This window comes from Corynebacterium sp. HMSC059E07, from assembly GCF_001814395.1.
Taxonomy (GTDB): Bacteria; Actinomycetota; Actinomycetes; order Mycobacteriales; family Mycobacteriaceae; genus Corynebacterium; species Corynebacterium hesseae.
In genome coordinates, this window is sequence record NZ_KV816274.1 from 47,182 (window position 1) to 69,855 (window position 22,674).

Sequence of the window (22,674 nt, forward strand, 5' to 3'; positions counted from 1 at the left end):
AAGAATACCAGTTAGAGCTGTTTCTTTATCTGCGCCACGATGTCGGCCTTGGAACGCAGGCCGACGAACTCATCGACCTTCTCACCATTCTTGAAAATCAGCACGGATGGGATGGACATGATCTGGAACATGGCACCCAGGGTGCGCTCCTCGTCCACGTTGACCTTGACTACGGAGACGTCGTCACCGAGTTCTTCGGCCACCTCTTCGAGGATCGGGGACAACTTCTTGCACGGCCCACACCATTCAGCCCAGAAGTCCACGACGACGGGCTTGCCTGCCTCCACGACGTCCGCGCGGAAGGAATCAGTAGTGACGTTCTTAATGTTGCTCATGTGACTATTAACGGTTATCGGCGAGGAAATGTTCCGCATCAATGGCCGCGCGGCAGCCGGAGCCAGCCGCGGTGATGGCCTGCTGGTAGTGGTCATCCACCAAGTCGCCGCAGGCGAAGACACCGGGCAGCGAGGTCTTAGTCGAAGGCTGCTCCACGACAACGTAGCCAGCCTCATTGGTGGCCACCTGGCCCTCGAGGAAGCCGGAGCGCGGGTCATGGCCAATCGCCACAAACATGGCGGTGACATCGAGTTCGCTGGTTTCGCCGGTTAGGGCGTTCTTGACCTCCAGGCCGCCAACCTTGCCGTCCTTATCCAGGACGCGCTCAACGGTGGTATTGGTCAGCCACTTGATCTGTGGGTTCTCCTTGGCGCGCTCCAGCATGATCTTGGAGGCGCGGAAGTTCTCGGAGCGGTGGATGATCGTTACGGTTTCGGCGAACTTGGTGAGGAAGGTGGCCTCCTCCATGGCGGAATCGCCGCCGCCGACGACGGCAATGTTGTGGCCCTTGAAGAAGAAGCCATCGCAGGTGGCGCAGGCGGATACGCCGCGTCCAGCGAGCTCGGATTCACCCGGAATGCCCAGGTAGCGCGGCGCTGCACCGGTGGCGAGGATGACGGTGCGGGCCTCAAAGACCTCGTCACCGACGTGCAGCTTCTTCACCTCGCCCTCGAGTTCGACGGAATCGACAACCTCCATGCGCAGGTCCGCACCGAAGCGGATGGCCTGGGCGCGCATTTCTTCCATGAGCTCTGGGCCCATGATGCCCTTCTGGAAGCCCGGGTAGTTCTCTACCTCGGTGGTGTTCATGAGTTCGCCGCCGTATTCAAAGCCCTCGAAGACGATGGGATTGAGCTCGGCACGTGCTGCGTAGAGTGCTGCGGTGTAGCCGGCGGGGCCGGAGCCGACGATGGCGACATCGTGGATGGTCACAAAAACTCCCTTGAGACGACAATTCTTGGACAGAATCTGATTCATGTTCGCGCACATCGCGCGAAAGATAGTGTGATTCTACTCGGCCTCAGTCTATCGCCGCACGCAGCACTTGCCGAGCCCGGGCTCGCCGCGACTTCACCGTGCCTGGCGCAACGCCCTGCACTTTGGCCACCGCATCGATGGGATAGCCTGCAACATCGGTCAGGTACAGCGCTTCTCGCTGGTCCTCGCGCAACGTCTCCATCGCTTGGGCCACCGTGATGCGTTCCGCCAAGTTCTCACTGGGATTGTGCGCGAGTGCGTAGTTGCGGTCATCCTCAATGATCTCCGCATCCAGGGAGGCGTTCTCTCGGTTGGAGCGATGGTTGAGGAAGTCATAGCCGGAGTTCATCACCAGGCGGTGCAGCCATGTGCTCAGCGTGGCATCGTGCCGGTAGGAGGCCATGTTGCAGCTGGCCTTGAGCAGTGCCTCCTGCACGATGTCCTGCGCATCATCATCGTTGCGCGTGTAGCGCCGTGCCATGGCCGTCAGGCGCGCACGGTGCTTCTCGACGATTGCCGAAAAGGCCTTAGTATCTCCGCCAATGAAGGCGTCGACGAGTTCACGATCGGTCGGCTGAGCTGACAAGAAGAATCCCCCCGGAAACTTGAGCAATGACACATGGGTCAACACAGTCCCTTGGCCGAAGCCGATGGTGTGTGATTGTCCCCCGTTAATGTGTTTGCGAGTTTACGGGAAGATTCTGCAGTCCGCTATGCGCCGCGTCTACAGCGCGGCGCGCACGTGTTGCGCGCGGCGCAGCGCATCCTGGCATTCCAGCAGCACGCGGCGTAGCGCACGTGGGCGCTCGGTGCTCAGGAACTCGCTGGTGGCGGCGTCGGCCATCGCGACGTCTGGGTAGAGCCCGCGCACGAGGCGGTTGGCAATCTCGATGGGGTGCTCTTCCCAGAGCTTCGCCAGCGAATCGAAGTACTCCTGGGCAAAGGCCTCGGTGAGGTGGGCCGAGCGCGGCGCGTTGAACGCCGCGAGGAGGGAATCCACCTCCGCGTTGGAGTACTTGCCCGGCGTGCGCACGAGGTCGAAGACTTCGCGCTTGAGCTCGGCAGATGGGAAAGCGTGGGAGGCGCCCAGGTAGGCGGCGGCACCGGTGAGCGTGTTGTCGCGCTCCTTCTCAGCCTTCAGCTCCTCGGCGCTGACGGCATCGCGGGCGGCCAAGGCGCGGAGGATGGCCCAGCGGATATCGGGGTCGAGGGCGAGGCCGTCGAGGGAGCCGTCGTAAAGCGCGCGCAGGCGTTGCGTGCCGGATTCCTCCGGCGTGGCCGCGAGTGCCTGAATGGTGGCGCGTGCGAAGGTGAGCTGCGCATCGGAGCCTGCCGGTGCCTGCTGCAGTACCTCCCAGAGGCGCTCGGCATAATCAGCGCGGATCTCTTCGCGTTCTTCCTCGCCAACGAAGTGGTCGATGGCATATCCTGCATTGGCAAAGGCCGTGGTCAGAAGCGTGGGGTTGGACTCCGCCGGGGCGTGGTTGAGCACCGTGTCCAGGTAGGAGCGCACGGGCCACTCGCCATCGCGGGTGAGGTTCCACAGGGAGGTCCAGATGACCGCGCGGGAAAGCTCATCCGGAACTTCAGACAGGCGCGTGCGGATGGTCTCCAGGGAGGTCTCGTCGAAGCGGACCTTGGCGTAGGTGTGGTCGCCGTCGTTAAGCAGCAGCAACGCAGGTGCCTGAAGTCCCGATGCCTCATCGAGGATGGTGCGCTCGCCCTCCAGATCGACGTCGAGGGTGGCGTACTTGTTCAGGGAGTCATCGAAGAGTGCCACGTTGAGGCGGTGCGGGCGCGTGGTGTCCTCGGCCTCGACAGCGATGGCGAGCTCGTGGATCTTATCGCCGTCCGTGTGCAGCTCCGGGGTGAGCGTATCCGGGCCCCATGTGCGCAGCCAGGCTGTGGACCAAGCGTCGAGGTCGCGGTCGGTGTGCTTCTTCAGGGCCTTGAGCAGGTCCTCGAAGGTGGCGGCAGCAAAGGCGTGCTCCTGGAAGTAGTCGCGCGCGCCGGCGTAGAAGTTCTCCCGGCCCACGTAGTGCACCAGCTGCTTGAGCACCGCCGCACCCTTGGCATACGTAATGCCGTCGAAGTTCTGGCGCGCGGCATCCACGTCCGGGATCTCGGCCTTGATCGGGTGCGTGGTGGGCAGCTGATCCTGCAGGTAGGCCCAGTTCTTGCGCTGGCCGGCGAAGTTGACCCACGCCTCGGTGTATTCGGTGGCGTGCACCGAGGAATCCGCGCCCATGAACTCCGCGAAGGACTCCTTGAGCCACAGGTCATCCCACCACTGCGGGGTGACCAGGTCACCGAACCACATGTGAGACATCTCGTGCAGGATGGTATTCGTGCGCCCGGCATGCTGCGCGCGGGTGGCGGCGGAACGGAAGAGGTAGTGCTCCGTAAAGGTCACGAGGCCGGGGTTCTCCATGGCGCCCAGGTTGTATTCCGGAACGAAGATGGAATCATACTTGCCCCACGGATACGGGTAGCCAAAGTTGCTGTGGAAGAAGTCCATGCCTTGTGCTGTGACCTGCAGGATTTCATCATCCAGATACTCCGCCATGGAGGCGCGGGCAAAGGCGCGCAGCTCCACTTCCAAGGAGCCATCGGGTGCGGTCCAGGTGCTGTGCTTCTCGACGTACGGCCCAGCCGCAAACGCCGTCAGATACGTTGACAGCAGCGGGGTCGGCGCGAAGTGCGCTACTTCCCCGCTATCCGTCTTCTCGCGGCCGACCTCCGGCTGGTTGCTGAGCAGCTGCCAGCCTTCCGGGCCGGTGAGGTGCACCTCGTAGCTGGACTTGAGATCCGGCTGGTCAAAGCAGGGGAAGATGCGGCGGGCATCGGATGGCTCGAGGTGCGAGTAGAGGTACGTAGTGTCATCGGCCTGGTCGTGCATGCGGTGCAGGCCCTGGCCGGTGCGGGAGTAATAGGAGGAGCCGGTGATCTCCACGGTGAGTTCCTCCCCCACTGGAAGGTTGCTCAGGTAGACCCGTCCACCGTCGAAGGTGTTCTCCACCTCCTTGCCGTTGACGCGCACTGCGTGCACGGCCTTGCCCAAGTAATCCACGAAGGTCTCAGGCTCGGCGGTGGTGAAGCTAATGCGCGAGGTGACCTCGTAGGAGTCGGCGTCGGTTGGCGCGCTCGTGACGTCGAGGTGCAGCTCGTAGGTGCTCAAACGCAGCGCGGCGCTGCGGGCGGTGGCTTCTGCATGAGTGAGGTTTGCGGTAGTCATGCGCTACATCTTAAACGTCGCTGCGGTGCGTATCACAGGTAAGCTGCTCAAAGTTGTTTCAAACAACTCCGCAACAACTAATAAACAACTATTGACTAATATGACAGCTTCTGACGCAGATTTATTCTTAAAAGTGCAGGCCACAGTGTTGCGCGAGTTGTTGAGGAGTTGTTTTAGAGTTGTTTATTACTCGGTTGTGGCGCCTTAGTTGTCAAAAAGTTGTTGCCCGCAGTACCGAAATGGGCACTACGGGCAACAACTAAAAACTACTTCTCAAGGCGAGGTATCGCGCTTGAGGGCTTACTGCTTGATGGCAGAGACCTCGAGCTCGATCTTGATCTCCTCGGAGACGAGCACGCCGCCGGTCTTCAGCGGAGCGTTGAAGTCGATGCCGAAGTCGGTGCGGTTAATGGAGGTCTTAGCCTCGAAGCCAAGGCGGGTGTTGCCGAAGGGATCCTCGGCCACGCCGGTCTCTTCTACCTTGAAATCGACGGACTTGGTGGTGCCCTTGATGGTGAGATCACCGGTGACGGTGCCCTCGCCCTCGTCGTTAACGTCGAACTTGGTCGCGGTGAAGGTCATCTCCGGGAACTTCTCAACATCGAAGAAGTCCTCATTCTTCACGTGTGCATCGCGGTCAGCGTTCTTGGTATCGATGGACGCCGTCTTTACCGTGGCGGTGGCGGCGGAGTCAGTAATGTTCTCCCCTACGGTCAGGGTGCCTTCGAACTCGTTGAAGTTGCCGCGCACCTTGGTGACCATGGCGTGGCGAGCTACAAAGCTGATAGTGGTGTGTGCCGGATCCAGTGCGTAGGTTCCTGCGGTGATAGTCATGGGTTCCTCGTTTCTTCTAGGTTTCTCTAGATTGTTGACGTGACAACAAGAATTATACGCTCCTTCACTTATCTGTCAAGGGAAGAAATTGCAAGAACACTAAAGCCCCAGACCTGCTACCCGAAACCTGCAGGTGGGCGTCGTCAAGCGCGTGGCGCGTCTGAGTCAGCGAGCAGGGAGTTTCGGGATCGAGGTCTGGGGAAATGCGTGAGGTGGTGGGTTAGTTGGTTGGGATGCCCACCAGGGTGGCCTCCTTCAGTGTCACGGAGCCGGATTTGGGCATGTCGGTGAAGACGATGAGGGCGCCGTCGAAGGCCACGGGCTTCTCCTTGAGCTCGATGTCTTGGCGCGCGTTGGTTAGCGTGCCGTGTGCGAGCTCGGTGAGCTTGCCGGAGTCAGGATCCGTGGGGTCAAAATCCTTGGTATTAACGCCATAGACTTCGTACTTGGCGCCGGTGGACTTGCTCTGCTGCAGCGGAAGCGCGCGGAGTTGCGTGGGCTTGTCAATGCTGAGCAGGAGTCCAGTGTCTGCCTTCTTCGTGGACCATGAACCAGATACTTCCTTGCCCTCCGGAACGGAGGTGGTTTTGACGTCCTTCAGGAGCACCGGCGGCACGTTGGGGAATGAGGTTTCAGTCGTCGATTCGCTCTTCGTCACCACTGGGGAAGTCTTCTCATTACCCACATGAGACAGGATCCACACGCTGAGCGCGGCCATCGCCACGACGAAGAGGGTGGCCAGCGCGCCTAGGACGATGATGCCGGAGCCAGAGTAGCCGCGGCCGCCGAAGCCCGGTGCGGGGCTTGGGTCCTCTTTGCGCGGGGTCTCCTCCACTGGAATCTGGAGGGTCTCCTCGCCCTCGTCGCCATCGCCGGCGAAGGCTGCCAAGCGGTTGGCGATGTCCTCGAGATCGGAGTCTTGGCCCTCCTCGGCGTCGGCAGCAATCTCCTGTAGCACCTCCGGTGTCGGACTGGTGGACTCCACGAGGAGCGAGATGGCGGAGGCCAGCGCCGAGCGGTCAGTCTCCTCATCGTTGCTGTGCAGCACCGCGGGGAAGGCCAGGGTGGCAATGCCCTCGGTGGAAATGCGGATTCGGTTGCGGTTCTCAATTCCCAGCACGAGGCCCGCCGCATGGGCGGCAGCCGTGGTGCGCACCAGAGGGACCAAGGCGTGGGCGACGGCGCGCGGATCGAGGTCCTCATCCTCCGAGACCGTCTTCAGGGAGGTGCCCTCCACCCAGTCCGCCACGACGAGGCAGCCCTGGCGGTAAGACAGGATGTCGATGTTCTCCGCCATGGCATCCAGTTCCATCTCAGCCAGGCGGCGCGTGGCGCGGGAGACCTCCGCGGAGCGGCGGGCGGCTACCGCCGGGGTGGCGGGAGCCATCGGAGCCTCGCCCGTGGTGTCCACGAATGTCAGCGATACAAGGCGGCCGGTGGCCTGCTCGCGGGCCTTCCAGAAGCGGGTACCTGCGGCAGAGCCGTAGTCCTTGAGGAGGCGGAAGCGGCCATCGGATACCGGTGCGCCCGGCACCAAGCGCGGCCCGCGGACAATACCGGCGGACATCGGCGGCGGTACCGGCGAGGAGTTGAAGGCATCCACGCTGAAGATCGGTTGGATCTCCAGCTGCTCTGGGGCCTCGACCTCGATGGCCTCGGCATGCTCGATCTTGATGATGCGGGACATGCCGGGGATGCGCTGCAGCTGGCGGCCAAGGTTGATGACTTCCGGCAAGCCCGAGCGCGAAAGCACGATGCCGGTGACAGCCACGAAGATGAGGCCCGCCACGGCAAGCTTCAGCAGGTACAAGAACGGCGGCACTTGCTCCGGGAGCACGAGGTTGATGACGTAATTGATGACGAAGGCCACCACGAGGCCCACGAGGGAGGCCAGCACTGACCAGATAGTCGTCGCGATAACCGCGCGACCGCCCAGGCTGCCCAGCTTTCGCTTGAGCAGGAAGCCGCCGATCACCGCGCCGGCCACGAAGCCGAAGCCATTGGCAGTGCCCAGAAGGACGACCACGCGGTCGGGGGAATCCGCCACGTGTGGGGCAAGCAGGGAGAGCACCGACTTGGTCAGCGTGATGCCGGCGATGATAAACGTCGGCGTCCACGCTTCTTCGCGGGCGTAGAAGACGCGCAGGTGCAGCAGCACGAGGGCGTAGGGGATGAGGGTAAAGGCAGAGAAGCTCAGCGTGAGGCCGAGTACCTCGGCCGCCTTGGCGTTGAAGGCGCCGTACTGGAAAAGGCCGCGGGCGATCGGGATGCCGAATCCCGTCATGAAGATGACGATGGGAATCAGGGCGATAAACGTCAGCTTCGTGCCCAGCGTGAGATCCCGGACCACGGCCTTGACGTCACCGTCCGCGGCGTTGCGGGACAGGCGCGGCATAATTGCGGTGAGCAGCGTGACGCCAATGACGCCATAGGGCACCTGCAGGAGAAGCCATGCCTGCTGGTAGATAAACGGCGCTTCTTTGTCCGCATGGGCCGCCACGCGGGAAGTGATGACGTAACCCAGCTGGGAAACCGCTACGTAGGCCACGATGGCCATGGCCATCCCGCCGAACTGCTTGAGGCGGTCATCCAGTCCCCATAGCGGCTTGAGGTTAATGCCCGCCTTCTTGAGATAAGGGAAGAGGATGAGGCATTGCACCACCACACCCGCCGTGGTGCCTAGGGCTAGGAGCAGCACGTGCCGGTCCGTGATCGGCGAAGGCGCATCGGGATGCAAGCTGCCCGGGAGCAGCTGGTAGGCCACGAGCACCGCAATCGAGATGATGTTATTGACCACCGGTGCCCATGCGCCCGGCCCGAAGATATTCTTCGTGTTGAGCACCGCTTGGAAGAGCGCGAAAAGCCCGTAGAAGAAGATCTGCGGCAGCAGCAAGTAGGCAAAGGAGGTGGCCTGCACGGCATTGACCTCGCCGTCCTCCGGCAACATCATGCGCGTTAACTGCGGGGCAAAGATACAGGAAAGCACCGTGATCGTGGCCAACAGGGAGAAGGCCAGCGTGAAGAGGCGCCGGACAAAGTCCTCGCCACGGTCAGCGTCTTCCTTTTCCGCGCGCACCAACACGGGCACGACGAGCGAAGTCAGCACCGCGCCCAGCACGATCTCCGTGATGAGGTTGGGCAGCTGGTTCGCCGTGGTGAAGGCAGAGGAAATAGCCGGGCCGAGCGACGAGCCGATGAGCACGTTGCGGATGAACCCCGTGATGCGGGAAATCATCGTTGCAATGGCCATGGAGCCGGTCGCGCGGACGACGGCGCCGTCGGAGTTCTTTTCGCCGGAGGGCTCACTCGAGGCAGTGGCGGCCTTGCCCTTCAGTCCCGAGCGGTCCTCGAGTTCGTCGTCGACAGCAACGACGCCACTCGGCGCGCGCTTTTCCGGTACTGGCGCCGGTGGCGAAGGCGTGACAATGCGTCGGCGGGCACCAGACTTAGGTTCATGTGTCATTGAGAAAACTATCCGTGAGACTTCTTTTTCTTCCACTTACCCAGCCGGAACAATGCGGCAAGGACGAGGGCGAGCGCGGCGATCGCGCCGACTCCATAGACGCTAACGATACCGGCACGCGTCTGCACCGTGATATCGATTGGATCCGAAATGAGGTGCTCAGATGGTGTTGCAAGCCATAGGCGCAGCGACATCTGGTCAACGTTGCTGGGCAGGTCAGCGGTCATGGACACGGTAATAGATCCCTTGGCCGGGATGTGAATCAAGTCCTGCGTGTTCAATGTGGCGCCGTCGGGGGCGTCGTAGGCTAGGTGGGCGTCGACAGGCAGCGGCAGGCCGTTCTCCGCCACGATGAGCAGCGGTGATGACTCTGAAACGCGGGTAAAGACGTTGCCCGGCGGGATGAGCGCCACGGAGGCGCGAAGCTCGCGGAGCATATCCGCGTTTTTCTCCAGCCGAGAGCGGCTCTGCTCTACCGAGGATGGAAAACCGTGGAGGCTGGAGCGGTCGGTAGCGCTGAGCGCCGTGAGGAGATCGCGGCGCAGGGGTGCCGTGAAGTTATAGCGCGTCATGGCGATACCGGGATCGTTGACCATGATGGACATCAGCTCATCGGTATAGCGCGCCTGCTGCGTCACCTGTGTGATCTCGGCGTCGTGGAAAGCTGCGGGATCTGGGTAGGGACTTCCGGGGCTGCCGCTGCCGGGCTCGATGGGCAGGGCGGCAACGGGACGGGGCTCGAGGCGCCCGGAATTGAGCAGGCGCTGCGCTGCTTCCATCACCGCGCGCGCGGCGGCAGGGTCCTGGAAGTTCGGCAGCTTGGCCACGGTCTCCTCTTGCGCGGACGCCACGCTTATCGACGCCCCCGCCGTCAGCGCCCTCGCCTGCTCCGAATCAATCGAAAAGTCGTAGCGCAGCTCCGGGTTGGAGTACCCAGTGGTCTGCGGTTTAGAACCGGTCTGAGCCAACAGTGCTCCGAGGGAGGCATCAAAGGTGGCGGCCTTACCGGCCCACTCGGAATTATCCGCCACCAGCAGCGGGACGGGCATCGCGTGCTCGCTTGTCCCTGAGGCCGGTGCGGTCAGTGGCGTGCTGAGCGGGGCGCCGAGGACGCGCTCGATGGTGTCTGCGCCCTGTTCGACGGCCTCGTGGGTGAGCCACTCGTTTCCTACCTGGGCCACGGCATCGGTGTCTGCGTTAGCCCACGGCATGAGCATGCGGCAGTCCACCTTCTTCAGTTTCTCCAGCCATGCGGCGGCGTCTTGGGCACCCGCTCCCGGCTTGCCGCGATCGGAATCGGCGCTGCTAAACCAGGAATCGCGCAGGCGCGTGGGGTGTTTGGCAGTAGAGGGGCGGGTCTCGTTGACGGTGTAGCCGGCGGACATGCGGTCGGCGGCGTCGACAAGCGCGGGGTCCAGGGCCACGCAGCCTGAACCGTGCAGATCATGCTGCAGGTAGGCGTCGAGCAGCTGATCGAGGCGCCCGCCCGGTGAGAGCTGTTCAGCGAGCTGCTCGCTTTCTAAGATGAGCTCCTCGCCGCCGGTATCTCCCGGCACGACGTCGACCTGGGCGGTCACGGGATAGATCAGTGAGAACTCGTGTTTGCTGTCGTCTTCTGCGTCGGGCGTCGGATCCTGATTTTCGCCTCTGAAATCCAGGATTGTCCGCTCTTCCGCAAAGCTCGCGGCCTGGCCGTCGCGGGTGCCGGTGAGCGTAAACAGCAGTGGGTAGGCGCCGGGATCGGTGATGGCCAGCGTGGAGTCATCTCCCAACGCGGTGGGGACCTCCACGGTTACGTCGCGGCTCTCCCCCGGCTCCAGTGCTCCTGCGCCGAGCGAAGTCCCATAATAAGGAAAGGATCCCGCAGCGAGCTCTTGGCGGGCCTCCGTCGTGGAGTTCACAGCATTGCTGCGCCGGGAGGTTATCTGCAAATCATCAACGGCGCTGTCCGTCGGGTTGTGGATGCGCAGCTGGACTTTAAGTGTCTCACCTACTCGCGCCTCCGTCGCGCTGAGCAAGCTGAGTTCGAGCTCATCGGGGCCGCGGGAGCCGAGCCAATAGTGGGAGTCGTTGCTCTCGGCGTGGGGAGTTTGTGCCTGGGCCACGGGGACGGCGCAGCCCACCGCCAGCGCCGTGATGGCAACCGCTGCGCGCCAACTCACCGCGGAGTCGCCTTTCCTGCGGCAGCTTCCTTTCGCGCGAGATCAGGGAGGAGGTCGTGGGCGATGCGGGCCAGCTTGCGCTCGTCCGCATAGGCAAGGTGCTCGATGAGCTCGGAGACCGGGATCCAGGAGACCTCGGTGACCTCCGGGTCCTCGTCATTCATGATGCCGTCCACGAAACGCAGCAGGTGGTGGTGCACGGTCTTGTGAATGCGCACGCCATCGGAGACGAACCAATAATCAATCATGCCCAGGTCCGCGAAGACCTTGCCGTGGATTCCGGTCTCCTCCCATACTTCGCGCTCGGCGGTGAGTTCCTTGGCCTCGCCGTTTTCCACATGGCCCTTGGGCATGGACCACAGCAGGCGCCCGCGGCGGTCCAACCTGCCGATGAGTGCCACATAAATCTGGGACAGGTCCACGTTGCCGTCTTCATCGACGGCCTCCGCCAATCCGGACACGACGAGTCCACCTGCGGACGTCTCATCCCGCGTGGTCATGCGGTTGGTGGACGTGCGCTGGGGGCGTCCCGTGCGGTGGTTCCGGTGGCCCGCGCCCCGCCGGCGGCGGCGCTTGGACCCTGGCGTGTTCTTAGTCATCCCTGCTAATCGTAGTAGACTTCGATCCGTGAATTTTCAGGACACTCAGCTAATCGGCGTTCTTGCTCGCGCGGACGCCACCGTCGCCCAGCTCAGTGGCCTCCTCAGTGGCCTGGTGGAACGCTTCGCGCTTCACGACGCCCCCCTCTACCTCGTCGGCGGCTCCGTCCGCGATGCCCTGCTCGGCCGCCTGGGCAATGACCTCGACTTCACCACCCCGGCCCGGCCCGACGTGGTGTATTCGATTCTGGAGGAGTGGGCCGAAACCGTGTGGGATACCGGCATTGACTTCGGTACGGTCTCGGCGGCCTATAAAGGCCAGCAGATTGAGATCACCACCTTCCGCTCTGATAGCTACGACGGCGATTCCCGCAACCCCGAAGTGGTCTACGGCGATACCCTCGAGGGCGATCTCGTGCGCCGCGATTTCAAGGTCAATGCCATGGCCATCGAGCTGCGCCCGGACGGTACCCGCGAATTCCACGATCCGATGGGCGGGCTCGATGACCTGGCGAATCGCATCCTTGATACCCCGGATGCGCCGGAGATTTCCTTCCACGATGATCCTCTTCGCATGCTCCGCGCTGCGCGATTCGCGGCGCAGTTGGAGTTTGACGTCGCCCAGCGCGTGCGCGATGCCATGAAGGACATGGCCGCTGAAATCCAGCGCATCACCGTGGAGCGCGTGCAGGTGGAGCTCAACAAGCTCATCTGCGGCACCGCGCCCTGGAAGGGTATTGACCTGCTCGTTGACTCAGGTATTGCGGACTATGTGTTTCCGGAGATCCCGGCATTGCGCATGGCTCCCGACGAGCACGCGCAGCACAAGGACGTGTACGCGCACTCGCTCACCGTGTTGCGCCAGGCCATGGAGCAGGAGGAAGACGGTCCCGATCTCATTCTTCGGTGGGCTGCCCTGCTCCATGACATTGGCAAGCCGGATACCCGCGACACCACCGACGGCAAGGTCAGCTTCCACCACCACGAGGTTGTTGGTGCGAAGCTCACCCGCAAGCGCCTGCGCAAGCTGAAATTCCCCAAGGCCACGACCGAAGATATCGGCCAGCTGGTCTACCTGCACATGCGTTTCCACGGTTTCGGCGATGGCCAGTGGACCGATTCCGCCGTGCGCCGCTATGTCACCGATGCCGGCGATCTTCTCCCGCGCCTGCACAAACTTGTGCGCGCCGATTGCACCACCCGCAATGAGCGCAAGGCCCGCCGCCTCCAGCGCACCTACGATCAGCTGGAGGAACGCATCGCGGATATCGCGGCCAAGGAAGACCTCGCTCGCGTACGCCCTGATCTCGACGGCAACGAGATCATGGAGATCCTCGGCCTTGAACCCGGCCCGGAGGTAGGCAAGGCCTGGTCTTACCTCAAGGAGCTGCGCCTCGAAGAAGGCCCCTTGGAGCGCGAAGTTGCTATTGCGAAGCTGCGCGAGTGGTGGAATTCTAGATAGGGATGTACGCAGACAGACTTTTCAACGCCCTCGAGCGCAATGATCCCGCCCCTGGCCAGCTCCTCGTGGCGGCTCCCGACACTCTCGCGCCCCAGTACAATCGCTCGGTCATCCTCATCACCGAGCAGCATGCGGGGCGCACGTATGGAGTGGATCTGACCAAGCGCTCCGAGGTCGCGGTCTTCAACGTCATGCCGGAGTGGCTTCCTGTGGTGGCTAAGCCGCAGGCCCTCTACATCGGCGGCCCGCACGACCAGCAGGCTGCCATCGGCGTGGCGCTGACCAAGCAGGGCGTCGACATCGAGAAACAGCCTTCGTTGAGCCGTCTCGCCCCACGGGTGGCACTCGTCGATCTGCGCGTGGGTCCCGATGCCGTCACCGAACTGGTGGAAGGTATGCGCTTTTTCGCCGGTCATTTCGAGTGGGGACCGGGCGAACTCGATGAGGAAATCGATCGCGGTGAGTGGTACGTGGCCCCTGCGCTGCCCCAGGACGTGGTCTCCTCCGGATCAACAGATACGTGGTCAGACGTCATGCGCCGCCAAGCTATGCCCCTGCCGTTGTTTGCCACCTTCCCGCGCTATATCGATGAAGATAATTAGAGTTCCTCTCCACCCTCTGCGCTAACATCTCTGCCATGCGTGCGGAGATCATCAAGGCAATACGGACCTGCATGCCCATCGCCGTGGGGGTGGTGCCGCTGGGCCTCGCCTTCGGCGTGCTCATGGTCCAGACCGGTTTCGACTGGTGGTGGACCCCCATCTTTTCTATCGTTATTTACGCTGGTTCGATGGAATTCCTCGGCATTTCCATGGTGACCGGCGGCGTGACGCCCGCCGTTGCCGCGGTGACGGGTTTCATGGTGAACTTCCGCCACATCTTTTATGGGTTAACCTTTCCGCGCGATGAGATTCGGAATCGTTTCGGCCGCGCCTATTCTACGTACGCGCTGACCGACGAATCCTATGCCGTCCTCTCCGCCTTTCCCCGCGGCTCGCGCCCGAGTGGTGCATTTGTCTTCACCGTGCAGCTTTTCTGCCAGGTGTTGTGGGTTGTCTCGGGCATCATTGGTGCGCTGGCAGGCCAGGCTATTCCGCCCTCGGTGAAGGGTCTGGATTTCACCCTCGTCGCCTTGTTCATTGTCCTAGCGATTGATTCCTTCCAGAACAACAAGGATTACTCGCTTCCGCTGTCTGCTGCGGTCCTGGGTGTCCTCGCGGGCTTTCTGTTTCCAGGGCAGCTACTCATGGTGGCGCTGAGCGCCTACTTCCTGCTCTTGGTGGTGCGCTACCTTTCCCCTCGTGTCGACAGCGCGATGATTCTACGCAGGGAGTCCTAATGCCAGCTGGAGTAACCCTGCTCAGCATCCTCGCCGTGCTTATCCCCGTCGGGGTGGTGACGGTTGTTTTGCGCTGGCTTCCCTTCGTCTTTGTGAAGGCCCTAAAGGATAGCCAATTCATTAGCATGCTGGGCTTCACTATGCCCGTGGGTGTGATGACGGTCCTGGTGGTTTACACCTTGTTTAGCCAGACCCAAGACACGGGAAGCTTTGTGGCTCCTCTTGTAGGCGCCGCGGCTACTGCCCTGCTGCATCTGTGGCGCCGCAACTCCGGCTTGTCCATCTTCGGAGGCACCGCCGTGTACATGCTGTTGGTGAACGTGGTGCTTTAAAAGTCCCCGTAGAGGGCGATGGCCTCTGTCCACAAGGAGTGGAATTGGAAGGCGTCGATAAGCTCGGCGTTGATGTCGGGGAATGCGTCGTAGGTGTCGGGGTGTGGAACCACGCGCTGTGGGACCTCGGCATTGCCCACTGAGGTCTCCGGTGTTGCAGCGCCGACGATGGAGTCATTCGGAGCGAGGGCGATCATGCGCAGCATGGAGCAGGCCTCAGCGTTGATTTCCTCAAGCTCCGCGATGTGTGTGGCGGTGCCGACCTCCGGGATGGTCATGGTGGTGCGAACATAAAGCTTTTTCATGTGCTCTCACTCTACCCGGGCGTAGCGTGCCGCCATAGACGCGCAGATCATCAATTGGACCTGATGGTAAATCATGAGGGGAAGGATGAGCAGCCCCAACGAGGTGCCGCCGGAGGCAAAAATCACCGAGGCCATGGGTAATCCGGTGGCCAGGGATTTCTTTGACCCGCAGAACTGAATAGCAATGGTGTCTTCTCTGTTGAACCCCAGCTTCTGGCTGACCGCCTTGGTGAGCCAGAGCATAAAGAAGACAAGCGCGGCGGAAAAGGCAATCTGGAATAGGATTTGCCATACGCTAATCGACGCCCAAATCCCGTCCACCATTCCCTTAGAAAAGGCCGCATAGACGACCATCGCGATGGAGCCTCGGTCCACCACTTTCGTGGCTTTGCTTGCTGCGAGTTTGCCCACCCATTTTCTGGTGAGCTGGCCGAGCACGAAAGGTAGGAGCAGAAGAACAGAAATCTCAAAGAAAACAGAGCTATCGATGTGAATCCCATCGCCGGCCCCCATGAGTGCCATGACGAGCAATGGCGTAAGCAGAACTCCAGCGAGGTTTGAGGCAGACGCAGAGACGATTGCTCCGGGAACATTTCCGCGGGCGATCGAGGTAAAGGCTACCGACGATTGCACTGTTGACGGTACAAGCGTGAGGTAGAGAATTCCCAAGTAAAGATCGTTTGGGATGAACGCGGTGAGCGGGCGCAGTGCGAGGCCGATGATTGGGTAGACCACAAAGGTAAACGCCAGAATAGTGAGATGGAGCTTCCAGTGTTTGATCCCGTTGATGGCTTCGCGCGTTGAGAGTCGGGCGCCGTAGAGGAAGAAGAGAAGGGCGATCGCTATATTCGTGAGGACATCGAAGCTGTCTGCAAAGCTTCCCCGCGCGGGAAAAGCAATAGCGATTGCGACGGCGCACAGGATGAGGACGATGAGGGGGTCGAGTCTTTTTAGGCGCTCAATCATAGAAGAGAGTCTAGACGCCCCTCACGGTTTCACGTGAAACATCTTTTCAAACCCCCCCTGAGTCTCCGGGGATATCCATTAGGCGGAGACGTTTTTGACTGTTCCCCCGTTGTTTTCCACTCCGTACTCAGTGAGCGGTTTAGGGCTGGGGCCGCCGGTGACTTCGCCGCTGCTGAGGTCAAAGCTTGAGTAGTGGCTCGTGCACGTGGCGGTCAAGCCTTCAATCTTCGTGATGAGGGAACCCTGGTGCGGGCAGGTCTGCGAATATGCTTTGAACTCTCCCTCGGTGGGTTGAGCGAAGATCACCTTGTCCACAATGATGGCGGAGCCAACGGGGATTTCCGTCGCTGCGACTTCCGCGGAAGGTTCCTTACCGCAGGCGGCGAGGTAGGCCCCAGCAAAGGTGGTCGCAGTACCGAGCAGGAAAAGGCGGCGTGAACACGTAGTCATGTGGATTACTCTATCTGATTCGTTGGCTGTGTAGGGAGAGGACAATGTGCTGTTAGCTAAGTTTGCCGTCCCACACGGGAAGCTCCTCTTCCCTGCTGCCGCTGAAATCGTAGGCACCGTATGATGTGCCGACATCGCTATAGATCGTCCCAGCTTCGTTGTGTGCTCCGCGACGTTCTCCGGCGAGTGCATACGTGGCCCCCGCGCCGAGGATGCTGAGGCTGAGCGCTGTTGCAGCGACGAGCCGTAGCGCTTTAGTTTTGGTGCTCTTGGTCATGAACACGATCGTGCGCCGCCCGACTCCTGTTGTCACGTCACACTGCCGTGTTCCCACGCAATTGATGTTTAGCTCTCAGTGCTCGCACAGGACAAAGAAAGGTGGCCACACCAATCATCGGGTCTACCCGGTGTTGAGCTGGCCACCTAAAATATAGTTTGTGATGAAATCATATGGGGACTTCTGTTTGCCCAGAATACGTCACTGTGCTGAAAAAGCCGCTCTAGTCTCGGCCCGTTTTATCGGCGTGTTGTGCTGCGGCACGGATCGCGGAGACGTCGACAGCCGGCGCCTCTCCCCCGCAGCCGCCGTCGCCACAGTTGCAGGAATCGCCGCAACCATCGTCGTCTTTATGGGCTTGGTCCCACAGGTAGGCCGCGCGGGCACCCATGTTGGAGCCGATGGAGAGCGCGAGGACAGCTACGACGGCTGTGAGTGCGGGGATTAGCCACATCCAACCTTCAGCGCGAAGCGCGATAACGCCACCGAAAACGAGAGCGATCCCTCCCAGGAACCAGAACGGGCCCGCAAGAGCGTGGGCGTTGTCCCATGCCTCCCGGGTTTTGCGGATCTCTGCGAGGCGCAATCCAACAACACTGTTGCCGGGGAGTTTACGGAGTGTGGCAAGGCCGCCGACGATGATGAGGACCGCGGCAAGGACGAGGAAGATGATTCCGACTACGAGCATGCGTCTAAGTCTATCCCGCCTCCTAGCTAGCGAGAAAGCTGGTTCAATTTATTCGTTTCGTGCTGTAATATACATTTCGTGTCGCTTGGTAGATAAATAAGCGTTTATCGCCGGGCGAGAAACTCGTAGTGGTATCAACCATAGAAAAGACTCAATCATGACATTCAAGAGTGTTCTCAACTCTCTGCTGTTCAAGATCCTCGTAGCGATAGTCTTGGGCATCATAGTTAGCCAATTTGCGCCGGAATGGTTCGGCAGGGCCTTCGCAACATACAACGGACTGTTCTCGAACTTCCTTGGCTTCTTCATCCCCATTCTCATTCTTGCTCTCGTGGCACCGGCAATCGCGGGCCTCGGTCGCGGTGCCGGCAAGTGGCTGGGTATTACTGCCGGAATTGCGTATGGTTCCACTATCGTGGCAGGCCTCGTTGCCTACGGTTTGACCCAGGTCCTGTACCCCACGTTGCTTGGTGGGCAGACGCTCAACACTGATGTGGCTGACATCGATGCCGGAGCGCTCGAGCCCTACTTCACCGTTGAGATGCCGGCTCCATTCGAAGTTATGACGGCGCTGCTGTTGTCCTTCTGCGTTGGCGTGGCGATGACTACTGTGAAGTCCGATAATCTTTACGCGATTACCAAGGAATTTGAGAACGTCGTCATCAAGGTGATCTGGGGCTTTGTGATCCCCCTCCTGCCGTTCTATATCTTTGGCATGTTCCTCTCCTTGGGTATGAATGGCAATATCGGGACGGTCCTCGTTGCCTTCGCCAAGGTTCTTTTGCTTGCGGTCCTCATGACGCTGGTTTACCTCGTGCTTCAATACATCATCGCCGGCGCAATTGCGGGTAAGAATCCATTCCGCGCATTGAAGAACATGGCACCGGCCTACTTTACCGCGTTGGGTACTTCTTCTTCGGCGGCGACGATTCCGGTGACGCTGGACGCCACGTTGAAGAACGGCATTTCCAAGCCCGTTGCTGGCTTCGTTATTCCCCTCTGTGCGACCATCCACCTTTCTGGTTCGATGATCAAGCTGACGTTGTACGCCTTCGCGATTGTGTACATGGCTGATGGTATGGAAGCAGATTTGGGTAAGGCCTTGGGCTTCATTCTTCTCCTTGGAATCATGATGATCGCGGCCCCCGGTGTTCCGGGCGGTGCCGTGATGGTTGCCGTTGGTCTGTTGCAATCCAATATGGGCTTTGATGATTCGATGGTGGCACTGATGATTGCCGCTTACATCGCTATCGATTCCGTGGGTACGGCCGCGAACGTTACTGGCGACGGCGCTATCGCCATGATTGTTGACCGTTTCGCTCGTAATAAAATTGATGGGTTGGAGGCCGAGGCCGACGCCTCTGCTGCCGACGAGGAGCTCAGCAAAGCTTAGGTTTCAAGCTTAGGTTTCACGTGAAACCCTGAGAGCTTCCCCCCTCCCCTAGCTTGCGTTCCATTTCTGGTCTATACGTCTAGACCAATCAATTGGAAGGTTGGCTGCGGGAGGGGGATTTTTGTATGCCTTGTTGCCGACGTCGCGGGCCGCTCGGTCGTGCAAGGTGTTGCCAAATTACTTCCCTAAAACCGAAGTGGCTCTTGTGGGACGAACTTAGAACATGTATTCTAAAGGTGGGAGTGGGGGAAGCAATTATCCGGTTAGTTTAGGGATGCAGCTCCCCATGGGAATCACAACAAATTCTTCAACCTCGGTACCTACTGCGTATTTTTCTCACTCAAACCCGCATGATCCAGAATGTATGGCGGGGCAACTCATGCGAAGAATAGAGTATGAGTTTTGGTCACGTGTCCAGCCGCCGCTCGACGCAGATTCAGACACTGCATTTATGGCCCTTGGCAAAAAGACGGGAAAGTCTCCGGCACATGTGGCGCGGAATGTCATGGGGCTTATTCGTCTCAGTGAATTGCCGAAGGTGAAGGCGATGCAAGACTCTGAATACCTACTCGATATGCAAGCCTTGGTTGCTATTGATCAAGTAATGGCAAAGCTGGGCAACCCTATTCAGTCAGTTATCTCAGAGATCGATAGTCAATTGGCGGCGTGGCTAACACCGACTAAACCCAACCAGGTCTTTCCCAGCGCAGAAAAGATTCGGCGCAAGGTACGCGACATCGCTAAGGTCTTGGATGATTCGATCGCGTTCCGGGATAAGCGGAAGAAGAACCGGTATTCACTCCTCACCCGGGGAGAACGTGCCTCGATCGAGTTAGAGGTCGATAGCAACGTCGGCGTCGTAATCCACGAGACAATCAAGCTGGCCGCAAAGGAGCATGACGTCTCAATGGCGGATGCCTTAGTTCTCCTCATTACGGGCAAGATTCAGCCGGAGGCTGGAAAAGTCGTTGTGCATGAATTCAAAGCCACTGACGTGGAGGGAGCGCCGGTCTATGTTCAGGGACACGGCTGGACCGGTGAAGGAGTCCCAGCGTCGAGGACTATGACGAGAGACTTTAGTGAAGCACCAGAACCTTGTGAAGGCTACCAGCCATCAGATGTGACGCGAAAGTATGTCGAAGGGCGCGACGGGACCTGTCGGGCGCCTGGCTGTAATCGACCGGCGTGGACATGCCAACTGGACCACAGGATTAACTACGCCGACGGTGGCCCTACGCACCCATCTAACCTGGTTGCCCTTTGCCAGCACCACCACAACATGAAAACTGACGGACGGGCTTTCTATATCCTGGACCCAGTTACTGGTGATGTCGTCTGGTTGTTCGAGGACGGCACCTGGGCGGTGACTGAAGCAACCGGTCCTCTGGCCCCGGCGTCTAAGGTGTGGGCACGAACCGTCGCGGAAGATGTCATTGCTCACCGGCGGAAGATGCACGAAGAGGCCAAAGCCTTGAAGGTTGAGCTTGATGGCGGAGAGTTGGTCGAAGTCTTCGACAGGACGGACCCGGCGGATCGCTACTCGAACGCATCCGATGATATCCCCTTCTGAGGGCCAAGAGACTATCGCTGCTGGGGATTAGGGAATTAAGGAGGCTTTGGAAGGCATAGAAGGCGGCATTATTAGTGACTGCTGGCTACAACGACGGTAGCCGATGGGCTTGTGCATATGGAACACGCGCTGTTTCACGTGAAACGACCCCTTCCATCGTGATGCGTGGTGGCGCACGACGTGATGGAAGAGGCCGTGGCGGGTCAGGATTGTTCGGGAAAGCGCTTAGCCAACGGCACGCTTGGTAGCAGCCTTCATCTTGGATACGAAGTCGGTGACTGCAGAGGCGAGTCCGTCGGTGGGCTTGTTGTTCTCGTCGAGGTGAGCGTCGACAATCTTCGTTAAAGCAGATCCGGTGATGGCCCCAGCTGCGCCAGCGGAGATGGCATCGGCGACATGCTGAGGGGTTGAGATTCCGAAGCCAAGGAGAATCGGTGCCCCGCCGAAGCGTTTCACGTTGTTCACTACATCAACGAGCCCGCGGGTTTCCGATTCCTTCTCGGTGCCGGTGACGCCATCGCGCGAGATTGCGTAAATGTAGCCCCTCGAGTATTGAGCCACGCCCTGGAGGGTCTGCTCCGAGGCTTGTGCCGGGGCGATGAAGATCGGGTCAATGCCGGCCTTGTCGGCGGCGGCGACGAAAGGTGCGCCTTCGCGGACGGGGACATCGGGAAGCAAGATGCTATCAGCACCCGCTTCTTGAAACTCGGAGTAGAAGGTCTCCAACCCACGAGTGAAGGGAACATTGCCATAGATGAGCATGCCAATCGGAAGGTCTGGGAATTCGGCTCGAATCTGGCGGATTTGGGCGATGGCGGAATCAACCGTTGCCCCTCCTTCAAGCGCGCGGATGTGTGAGGCCTGAATGGTGGGACCATCGGCAACAGGGTCCGAAAAGGGGACGCCGAGCTCGAGTGCGTCGGCCCCGCCGGCGACGGCCGCGCGAACGATGTCGAGGGCAGTGTCCGGGTCGGGGTCGCTCAACATGATGAAGGGAACGAAGGCCCCTTCATTGCGGGCGGCAAGGTTGGAGAAGAGTTTCTCGTATCGGCTCATTACTTGTCCTCCGTGATCTTGAATTCGGGGTGCGCGTCGAGGGTGCGGCGGACGTGGTCGATGTCTTTGTCGCCGCGCCCGGAAAGGGAAACGATAATGGTGATGTCCTCATCTTTGCGCTTAAGCGCATAGGCCAGGGCGTGTGAGGATTCAAGGGCGGGAATGATGCCCTCGCGGCGGCTAAGGATTTGGAACGCTTCAAGTGCCTCCGCGTCGGTGATGCCGACATAGGTGGCGCGGCCCGTCTGCGCCAGGTGAGCATGCTGTGGACCGACGCCGGGGTAATCGAGGCCAGCGGAGATGGAATAGGACTCCTCAACTTGACCGTCGGCATTGCGCATGAGGTAGGAGCGGGCGCCGTGGAGAATTCCGATGGTGCCATTGTTGATCGTGGCACCGTGGTGTCCGGAATCGAGGCCCTCTCCCCCAGGCTCGGCGCCGACGAGCTCGACCGACTCCTCGTCGATGAAATCCGCGAACATGCCGATGGCATTGGAGCCGCCGCCGACGCAGGCGACGACCACGTCGGGAAGCCCGCCCGTGCGCTGAAGCATTTGGGCCTTGGCTTCCTCGGAAATCACCCTGTGGAACTCGCGGACAATCGTGGGGAAAGGATGGGGGCCGGCAGCGGTGCCGAGCAGGTAGTGGGATTCGTGGAACGTTGCGGTCCAATCGCGCAGCGCCTCATTAACGGCATCTTTGAGGGTGCCAGATCCGGAGTCCACGGGAATGACCTTCGCGCCCATGAGCTCCATGCGGTAGACATTGGGCTGTTGCCTCTCGACGTCTTTAGCGCCCATGTAGATGACGCACTCAAGATCGAGCAGCGCGCAGGCGAGCGCAGTCGCGGTCCCGTGCTGGCCCGCGCCGGTCTCAGCGATAATGCGGGTCTTTCCCATGCGCTTGGCCAAGAGCGCTTGGCCAATCACCTGGTTGGTCTTGTGGGCGCCGCCGTGGACGAGGTCCTCCCTCTTGAGGAAAATACGTGCCTTTCCACCGAGCTTGGTCGCCTCGGTGAGAGGGGTGGGACGGCCAAGGTAGTCACGAAGATAGCCTGATAGTTCTTTACGGAAGGTGGGATCGTTTTGCGCTTCGACGAAGGCCTTTTCGAGTTGGTCGAGTGCGGGAATGAGAGACTCGGGAACAAATTGTCCGCCGAACTCGCCGAAATACGCGGGAAGGATGGTCTCCCTGGCGTCCTTTGGGTTAGTCATGGTGTTCCTTTTGGG

Annotated in this window: 22 protein-coding genes; 7 read left to right on the forward strand and 15 right to left on the reverse strand. The window is 60.5% G+C overall.

All coding sequences use genetic code 11. The features are described from left to right. Window positions 1-11: 11 nt before the first annotated feature. The 4 genes from trxA to pepN all read right to left on the reverse strand — a co-directional run bounded on the left by trxA (window position 12) and on the right by pepN (window position 4,549). Window positions 12-335, reverse strand: a complete 324-nt coding sequence (trxA, locus tag HMPREF2967_RS00745) for a thioredoxin (RefSeq protein ID WP_070533604.1) — start codon at window positions 333-335, stop codon at window positions 12-14. A 7-nt stretch (window positions 336-342) separates the two neighbouring features. Beyond that, window positions 343-1,269 (reverse strand): thioredoxin-disulfide reductase, encoded by a 927-nt coding sequence (gene trxB, locus HMPREF2967_RS00750; RefSeq protein ID WP_070521911.1) that lies wholly within the window; start codon window positions 1,267-1,269, stop codon window positions 343-345. Between the two features lie 88 nt (window positions 1,270-1,357). After that, a complete protein-coding gene (locus HMPREF2967_RS00755; RefSeq protein WP_070533756.1) occupies window positions 1,358-1,900 on the reverse strand; it encodes an RNA polymerase sigma factor in 543 nt (180 codons plus the stop codon). A gap of 138 nt (window positions 1,901-2,038) precedes the next feature. Beyond that, a complete protein-coding gene (gene pepN / locus HMPREF2967_RS00760) occupies window positions 2,039-4,549 on the reverse strand; it encodes an aminopeptidase N (protein ID WP_070684532.1) in 2,511 nt (836 codons plus the stop codon). Here pepN and HMPREF2967_RS13330 point away from each other — a divergent pair. Then, the gene (locus tag HMPREF2967_RS13330) at window positions 4,548-4,757 is read left to right on the forward strand and encodes a hypothetical protein (protein WP_232770541.1); all 210 of its coding nucleotides are present in this window, start codon (window positions 4,548-4,550) and stop codon (window positions 4,755-4,757) included. The two genes, pepN and HMPREF2967_RS13330, sit on opposite strands and share 2 nt — an antisense overlap. Window positions 4,758-4,849: 92 nt before the next feature. On the opposite strand, the gene HMPREF2967_RS00765 is transcribed toward HMPREF2967_RS13330, so the two are convergent. From HMPREF2967_RS00765 to HMPREF2967_RS00780, 4 genes are all read right to left on the reverse strand, one after another. Continuing rightward, window positions 4,850-5,383: a YceI family protein gene (locus tag HMPREF2967_RS00765; RefSeq protein WP_070684534.1), complete on the reverse strand. Its 534-nt coding sequence runs from the start codon at window positions 5,381-5,383 to the stop codon at window positions 4,850-4,852. Between the two features lie 220 nt (window positions 5,384-5,603). Beyond that, window positions 5,604-8,846 (reverse strand): murein biosynthesis integral membrane protein MurJ, encoded by a 3,243-nt coding sequence (gene murJ, locus HMPREF2967_RS00770; RefSeq protein WP_070684536.1) that lies wholly within the window; start codon window positions 8,844-8,846, stop codon window positions 5,604-5,606. A gap of 8 nt (window positions 8,847-8,854) precedes the next feature. Continuing rightward, entirely contained in the window at window positions 8,855-11,008 is a 2,154-nt protein-coding gene (locus HMPREF2967_RS00775; protein WP_070684538.1) for a hypothetical protein, read from the reverse strand. Then, window positions 11,005-11,607, reverse strand: coding sequence for an NUDIX hydrolase (locus tag HMPREF2967_RS00780; protein WP_010188049.1), 603 nt, complete (start codon window positions 11,605-11,607; stop codon window positions 11,005-11,007). Before HMPREF2967_RS00780 ends, HMPREF2967_RS00775 begins: the two co-directional genes overlap by 4 nt. Window positions 11,608-11,635: 28 nt before the next feature. Here HMPREF2967_RS00780 and HMPREF2967_RS00785 point away from each other — a divergent pair, with 28 nt between their 5' ends. Genes HMPREF2967_RS00785 through HMPREF2967_RS00800 form a run of 4 tightly spaced genes read left to right on the forward strand, consistent with a single transcriptional unit; the run spans window position 11,636 to window position 14,740 of the window. Then, window positions 11,636-13,069 (forward strand): CCA tRNA nucleotidyltransferase, encoded by a 1,434-nt coding sequence (locus HMPREF2967_RS00785; RefSeq protein WP_070684540.1) that lies wholly within the window; start codon window positions 11,636-11,638, stop codon window positions 13,067-13,069. Window positions 13,070-13,071: 2 nt separating this feature from the next. Beyond that, on the forward strand, window positions 13,072-13,671 hold the full coding sequence (locus tag HMPREF2967_RS00790; protein ID WP_070563666.1) for a YqgE/AlgH family protein: 600 nt from the start codon (window positions 13,072-13,074) through the stop codon (window positions 13,669-13,671). 35 nt (window positions 13,672-13,706) lie between these two features. Beyond that, on the forward strand, window positions 13,707-14,408 hold the full coding sequence (locus HMPREF2967_RS00795) for an AzlC family ABC transporter permease (RefSeq protein WP_070684541.1): 702 nt from the start codon (window positions 13,707-13,709) through the stop codon (window positions 14,406-14,408). After that, complete coding sequence (locus HMPREF2967_RS00800; RefSeq protein ID WP_070563660.1) at window positions 14,408-14,740, forward strand: branched-chain amino acid transporter permease; 333 nt, start codon at window positions 14,408-14,410, stop codon at window positions 14,738-14,740. Before HMPREF2967_RS00795 ends, HMPREF2967_RS00800 begins: the two co-directional genes overlap by 1 nt. On the opposite strand, the gene HMPREF2967_RS00805 is transcribed toward HMPREF2967_RS00800, so the two are convergent. The 5 genes from HMPREF2967_RS00805 to HMPREF2967_RS00825 form a co-directional block, all read right to left on the reverse strand. Beyond that, window positions 14,737-15,045 (reverse strand): hypothetical protein, encoded by a 309-nt coding sequence (locus tag HMPREF2967_RS00805; protein ID WP_070521880.1) that lies wholly within the window; start codon window positions 15,043-15,045, stop codon window positions 14,737-14,739. The genes HMPREF2967_RS00800 and HMPREF2967_RS00805 overlap by 4 nt on opposite strands. Window positions 15,046-15,051: 6 nt before the next feature. Continuing rightward, on the reverse strand, window positions 15,052-16,011 hold the full coding sequence (locus HMPREF2967_RS00810; RefSeq protein WP_070684543.1) for a bile acid:sodium symporter family protein: 960 nt from the start codon (window positions 16,009-16,011) through the stop codon (window positions 15,052-15,054). Window positions 16,012-16,089: 78 nt separating this feature from the next. Further along, window positions 16,090-16,461 carry a Rieske (2Fe-2S) protein gene (locus HMPREF2967_RS00815; RefSeq protein ID WP_070521874.1) on the reverse strand — a complete coding sequence of 124 codons (372 nt, stop codon included), beginning with the start codon at window positions 16,459-16,461 and terminating at the stop codon, window positions 16,090-16,092. Window positions 16,462-16,513: 52 nt separating this feature from the next. Beyond that, complete coding sequence (locus tag HMPREF2967_RS00820; RefSeq protein ID WP_070563654.1) at window positions 16,514-16,738, reverse strand: hypothetical protein; 225 nt, start codon at window positions 16,736-16,738, stop codon at window positions 16,514-16,516. A gap of 223 nt (window positions 16,739-16,961) precedes the next feature. Beyond that, the gene (locus HMPREF2967_RS00825) at window positions 16,962-17,426 is read right to left on the reverse strand and encodes an SdpI family protein (protein WP_070563651.1); all 465 of its coding nucleotides are present in this window, start codon (window positions 17,424-17,426) and stop codon (window positions 16,962-16,964) included. A gap of 157 nt (window positions 17,427-17,583) precedes the next feature. Here HMPREF2967_RS00825 and HMPREF2967_RS00830 point away from each other — a divergent pair, with 157 nt between their 5' ends. Both HMPREF2967_RS00830 and HMPREF2967_RS00835 read left to right on the forward strand, forming a co-directional pair. Then, the gene (locus HMPREF2967_RS00830) at window positions 17,584-18,819 is read left to right on the forward strand and encodes a dicarboxylate/amino acid:cation symporter (protein ID WP_070563648.1); all 1,236 of its coding nucleotides are present in this window, start codon (window positions 17,584-17,586) and stop codon (window positions 18,817-18,819) included. A gap of 286 nt (window positions 18,820-19,105) precedes the next feature. Next, on the forward strand, window positions 19,106-20,389 hold the full coding sequence (locus HMPREF2967_RS00835; RefSeq protein ID WP_118854820.1) for an HNH endonuclease signature motif containing protein: 1,284 nt from the start codon (window positions 19,106-19,108) through the stop codon (window positions 20,387-20,389). A gap of 225 nt (window positions 20,390-20,614) precedes the next feature. Here HMPREF2967_RS00835 and trpA read toward each other — a convergent pair whose 3' ends face one another. Both trpA and trpB read right to left on the reverse strand, forming a co-directional pair. Beyond that, a complete protein-coding gene (gene trpA / locus HMPREF2967_RS00840) occupies window positions 20,615-21,445 on the reverse strand; it encodes a tryptophan synthase subunit alpha (RefSeq protein ID WP_070563645.1) in 831 nt (276 codons plus the stop codon). Beyond that, window positions 21,445-22,659: a tryptophan synthase subunit beta gene (gene trpB / locus HMPREF2967_RS00845; protein ID WP_070563641.1), complete on the reverse strand. Its 1,215-nt coding sequence runs from the start codon at window positions 22,657-22,659 to the stop codon at window positions 21,445-21,447. Before trpB ends, trpA begins: the two co-directional genes overlap by 1 nt. Window positions 22,660-22,674: the final 15 nt, after the last annotated feature.